A 4,813-nucleotide genomic window follows, 5' to 3' on the forward strand; every position below is an offset into this window, starting at 1 on the left:
TGAAGAAAAGCCTGCACCCGCTGCTGTTGCTAAAACGACTTCACCAGCTGCGACTACAGCATCACAAGTGATTGATGTGCAAGTGCCAGACATCGGTGTAGAAAAAGCAACCGTTGGTGAAATTTTGGTGTCGGTTGGCGATCAAGTTGACGTCGATCAAAGCATCCTTGTGGTTGAATCAGACAAAGCCACCGTTGAAGTCCCGAGTACGGTTTCAGGTACAGTACAATCAATTAGCATTCAAGTGGGTGACAGTGTTAAAGAGGGTGTGGTGATTCTGACTGTAAAAACAGCAGTTTCAATTACACAAGCGACTGCTGAGCCTCCGCAAGTTGCAACGCCTCAAGCCACTGAAGCTCAGTCTGCTGAAGCGGCACCACAAGTTGCTGCTGCGCCTGTAGGTGCAGTTGAAATTGCAGTGCCTGACTTGGGTGTAGACAAAGCGGCTGTTGCTGAAATTTTGGTGTCAGTCGGTGATACGGTTGAAAAAGACCAGAGTATCATCGTGGTTGAGTCAGACAAAGCAACGGTTGAAGTACCAAGTACGACAGCAGGTGTGATTAAAGCGATTCATGTTGCATTGGGTCAAAATGTCTCAGAAGGCGTGGCTTTGGTGACTATTGAAGCTGAGGGGCAAGCCTCTGCACCAGTAGCTCAAGCTGTTGCTCAGACACCAGCGAAACCTATAACTGCTCAAGTTACAACTGCGCCAGTAGAGACGCCTGTTGTACAGACTGCACCACTAGTTCAAGGCGCAGATAAGCTGACCAAAGAGCAAAATGCAGCCAATGCTAAAGTCTATGCGGGTCCTGCGGTACGTAAATTGGCGCGTGAGTTGGGGGTAGTACTGGCAGAAGTCAAAGCCTCTGGTCCACATGCACGTTTAATGAAAGATGACATTTTTGCTTATGTGAAAGGTCGCTTGACAGCACCGCAAACAGCGCCTGTTGCGGCGGTTGCTGCCACTGCGGGCTTACCGAAACTGCCGGACTTTAGTGCGTTTGGTGGTGTAGAAGAGAAAGTGCTGACACGTCTGCAACAAGTCTCTATTCCTCAGTTGTCTTTAAACAACTATATTCCGCAAGTCACTCAGTTTGATTTGGCGGATATTACTGAGCTTGAAGCTTGGCGTAATGATCTTAAAGGTAACTTTAAGAAAGATGGCATTAGCTTGACGATTATGGCCTTCATTATTAAAGCTGTTGCGCACCTGTTGAAAGAAGAGCGTGATTTTGCAGGTCACTTGGCTGATGATGGCAAGTCTGTACTGTTGCGTAATGAAATTCATATGGGCATTGCTGTAGCAACACCAGATGGTTTGACTGTTCCTGTACTGCGTAATCCAGACCAAAAGTCTATCAAAGAAATTGCGGTGGAGCTCGGTGTATTGGGTCAAAAAGCCCGTGATAAGAAGCTTTCGCCGAAAGATCTTCAAGGCGCAAACTTCACCATTTCAAGTCTCGGTGCAATCGGTGGCACAGCATTTACGCCATTAGTGAACTGGCCGCAAGTTGCAATCTTGGGTATTTCACCTGCAACGATGCAACCGGTATGGAATGGGCAAGGTTTTGATCCTAAGCTGATGTTACCATTGTCCTTGTCTTATGATCACCGTGTGATCAATGGGGCAGATGCAGCACGCTTTACCAATAAACTCACCAAGTTACTAAAAGACATCCGTAGCTTGTTGATCTGATATGATTTAAATTTAGAAAACCTCGCCTAGGCGGGGTTTTTATGTTTTGGGATAATAATAAGTGTGATTTTATTGATTCAGGCTTTCTTTTAAAATAATTTTAGACTGATAAAGATTCTATTTGAGATGAGGTGCAAGGATGCTGGTGATCTATCGAATTGTATTGCCTATATTATTGATTGTTTTTGTATTAATGGGTTTGTGGGTAAGTTTCTTAGATTTTTCATCAGACTGGGTGATGTATATCGTCATGGGGTTGGAGGTGCTTGCGGCGACTATGGTTTTGGCCATGGAGTATCAAGCCCAAAGTGTTGGTGGTGCAAGTGGCTGGGGTATTTTTGGTTTTTTTTGTTTAAGTGTGAATTTAGCTTTTATATTGGGTATTGCTCGTGTGTTGATGTGGACTTACCAAAAAATTTGGATATAGAGATTCAAAAAGTTCTGATTGTTTGTTAAAATGCTATCACTTCATTGGGGAGTAGCCGCTCTTTACGCAAAGTAAAGGGGTGATGATCAACATAATTGTTCAACAGAACATGGTCATCATAGCAAAGAACCAAAAACGACTTTTCAGTCGTGCTTTTGTTGGCAAGACCTTTGATTTACCACTCTGCATCAATCTATTTGATTTTGGCTAGCAGGAGGGGTAGGTCATCGGTATATTTTGCTAGCCAGAGCATTCAACTATGTATGAATTCCTCATCTCCACTTCAATTGTTGCCCTTGCTGAAATGGGTGATAAGACCCAATTGCTTGCGCTTTTACTTGCAGCGCGTTTCCGTAAACCCATCCCGATCTTAATTGCAATTTTACTTGCGACGACGATCAATCATGGTATCTCTGCGGTGTTGGGCCAATGGATTACGACAGTACTTAGCCCCGAAATTCTATTGTGGATACTTGCACTTGGCTTTATTGGGATGGCGATCTGGATGTTGATCCCCGATGAATTAGGGGACGAAACTGAAAGCATTAATAAATGGCAAAAGTTTGGGGTATTTGGCGCAACCTTTATCTTATTTTTCTTAGCGGAAATTGGCGATAAGACTCAAATTGCGACAGTAGCTTTGGCTGCACGTTTTGACAGTATTTTTTGGGTCATGTTGGGTACGACTTTCGGTATGATGTTGGCCAATGCACCCGCTGTGTTTATTGGCGATAAATTGGCAGATAAATTACCGATTTCGTTGATTCATAAAATTGGTGCAGCGATTTTTTTAGTTGTGGGTATTTCTACACTAGTACAGCATTATTTCTTCTAATTCACTATAAAAATCACCAATCCCGACTTAAAAAATCGGGATTTTTTATTGTTAAATCATTCTCAATTTATTGATATATCAAATGATATTGGTCGCAAATGCATTGTAAGTTTGTGTAAATCCATATATGTTGTAGGCATTAAAAAGTCGTTTAAGAAAAACAGTATTTTGAGGGGATTGGTATGGCATTTGACCGTACAACGTCACAGGTTTTATATGATGATGGCACACATAAATGTATTAGCTTTACCAGCTTGGTCAAAGGTGAAGGCGTTCAGGCGAACCAGTTTTTAATTATTGACCATGAACGTGCTGCAGTGTTAGATCCGGGTGGGGATTTAACCTATGTACCACTCACGATGGAGTTGAATAAATATACTCGTTTGACTAATCTTGATTATGTCATGGCTTCACATCAAGATCCGGACATTATCACTTCAATGCCACGTTGGTTAGTGTATACCGAGGCAAAAGTTGTGGCTTCTAAACTGTGGGCACGTTTTTTACCGCATTTGAACTCTGCATTTATGAGTGAGCGGATGAAAGGCAACTGGTTAGACCGGTTGGTGGAATTGCCTGATCATGGTCAAGTCATCACTTTAGGTCAATCTTCCATTATTGCTGTACCTGCCCATTTTCTACATTCGGTAGGCAATTTTCAGTTTTATGACCCGATTGCCAAGATTTTGTTTTCAGGTGATATGGGGGCATCAATGGTGGATGATGCATCTAAACCTTTGGAAAATTTTGCTGCACATATTCCTAAAATGAAAGGCTTCCATCAGCGTTATATGTGTAATAACAAAGTGATCCGTTTATGGGTCAACATGGTCCGCACGATGGATATCGAAATGATCGTACCACAACATGGGACTCCTTTTATTGGTCAAGAGCAGATCCATCAGTTCTTAGACTGGATTGAAGGTTTGGAATGTGGCACAGATTTGATGGACGAGAGTGTATTTACCTGTCCCACTTAAGTGACAAAATAGTCGTAAATTTTGCTTGTTTGGCGACCACAATTTTTTTAATATTTTCTTCCAAAAAAGTTTTTTGAAAATGAGAATATAAAGGATGTTGTCTCAAGTTCCGACGGAAGATGCCTGTTTAAGCTGTGGGGCATGTTGTGCCTTTTTTAGAGTCTCATTTTATTGGGCCGAAGGTATTCCCATGCCTGAGCACTATGTCGAGCCTGTGACGGCTGTGTACTCATGTATGGTGGGAACGAATCAAGCAAACCCGCGTTGTATTGCACTAGATGGAACCATTGGTGAGCAGGTGAGTTGTGGTATGTATGAACAACGGAGTTCATCATGTAAAGAAGTTCAGATTGCTGACGATCAATGCAACAAAGCACGACGTGCACACAATATGATTCCTTTTGTGCAACTAGACGCAGGCTTATCGGTCAATGATGAAGGGTTTAATCAGGTATGCTAATTGCAAAAAGTGGAGCCAAGGCTCTACTTTTTCATTTCTTAGATTCTCAAATGAAGTGCAACAGAGATTAAATTATTGGAAAGAAGCAAGATGAGCTAGCATTTTGCTTCCGACCGACCAAAGTCAAAGTTGCATCATGAACTATACTCATCTTACCCAAGAAGAACGATATCAGATTTATACATTGTTACGTGAAGGTTTTTCTAAACGTTATATCGCTTGGAGACTGAATCGTTCACCTTCTACCATTTCTAGGGAAATCAAACGTAATCGAGCTAGAAATGGCTATTTCGCTAAACATGCCAATAAAGTAGCTCGAAGACGACATTGTCCTAATCCTAAAAGAATCCCTTGTGGAATGTGGGCACATGTCATCTCTTATCTTGATCTTCAATGGAGTCCTGAACAGATTGCT

At 42.2% G+C, this 4,813-nt stretch carries 6 protein-coding genes and 1 riboswitch; all 6 genes read left to right on the forward strand.

Annotation, left to right across the window (positions count from 1 at the left end; genetic code table 11):
- Window positions 1–1,696, forward strand: a 1,696-nt coding sequence (locus tag B4F08_RS09270; protein ID WP_291374220.1) for a 2-oxo acid dehydrogenase subunit E2, incomplete at its 5' end; no start/stop codon positions are given.
- Between the two features lie 139 nt (window positions 1,697–1,835).
- Window positions 1,836–2,123, forward strand: a complete 288-nt coding sequence (locus B4F08_RS09275; protein WP_086210256.1) for a hypothetical protein — start codon at window positions 1,836–1,838, stop codon at window positions 2,121–2,123.
- 34 nt (window positions 2,124–2,157) lie between these two features.
- Window positions 2,158–2,299: riboswitch (yybP-ykoY riboswitch) on the forward strand.
- An 83-nt stretch (window positions 2,300–2,382) separates the two neighbouring features.
- Entirely contained in the window at window positions 2,383–2,958 is a 576-nt protein-coding gene (locus tag B4F08_RS09280; RefSeq protein WP_086210255.1) for a TMEM165/GDT1 family protein, read from the forward strand.
- 182 nt (window positions 2,959–3,140) lie between these two features.
- On the forward strand, window positions 3,141–3,938 hold the full coding sequence (locus B4F08_RS09285; RefSeq protein ID WP_110974623.1) for an MBL fold metallo-hydrolase: 798 nt from the start codon (window positions 3,141–3,143) through the stop codon (window positions 3,936–3,938).
- A 94-nt stretch (window positions 3,939–4,032) separates the two neighbouring features.
- A complete protein-coding gene (locus B4F08_RS09290; RefSeq protein WP_086210253.1) occupies window positions 4,033–4,398 on the forward strand; it encodes a YkgJ family cysteine cluster protein in 366 nt (121 codons plus the stop codon).
- 136 nt (window positions 4,399–4,534) lie between these two features.
- Window positions 4,535–4,813 (forward strand): helix-turn-helix domain-containing protein (locus tag B4F08_RS09295; protein WP_291374221.1); only part of this gene is annotated, 279 nt, incomplete at its 3' end.

The sequence above is a fragment of the Acinetobacter sp. UBA6720 genome (assembly GCF_002454215.1).
Classification (GTDB): domain Bacteria; phylum Pseudomonadota; class Gammaproteobacteria; order Pseudomonadales; family Moraxellaceae; genus Acinetobacter.

Coding starts and splice junctions, on each gene's coding strand:
- B4F08_RS09290 (WP_086210253.1), top strand. CDS start 4,033: ATGTTGTCTCAAGTTCCGACGGAAGATGCCTGTTTAAGCTGTGGGGCA.
- B4F08_RS09275 (WP_086210256.1), top strand. CDS start 1,836: ATGCTGGTGATCTATCGAATTGTATTGCCTATATTATTGATTGTTTTT.
- B4F08_RS09285 (WP_110974623.1), top strand. CDS start 3,141: ATGGCATTTGACCGTACAACGTCACAGGTTTTATATGATGATGGCACA.
- B4F08_RS09280 (WP_086210255.1), top strand. CDS start 2,383: ATGTATGAATTCCTCATCTCCACTTCAATTGTTGCCCTTGCTGAAATG.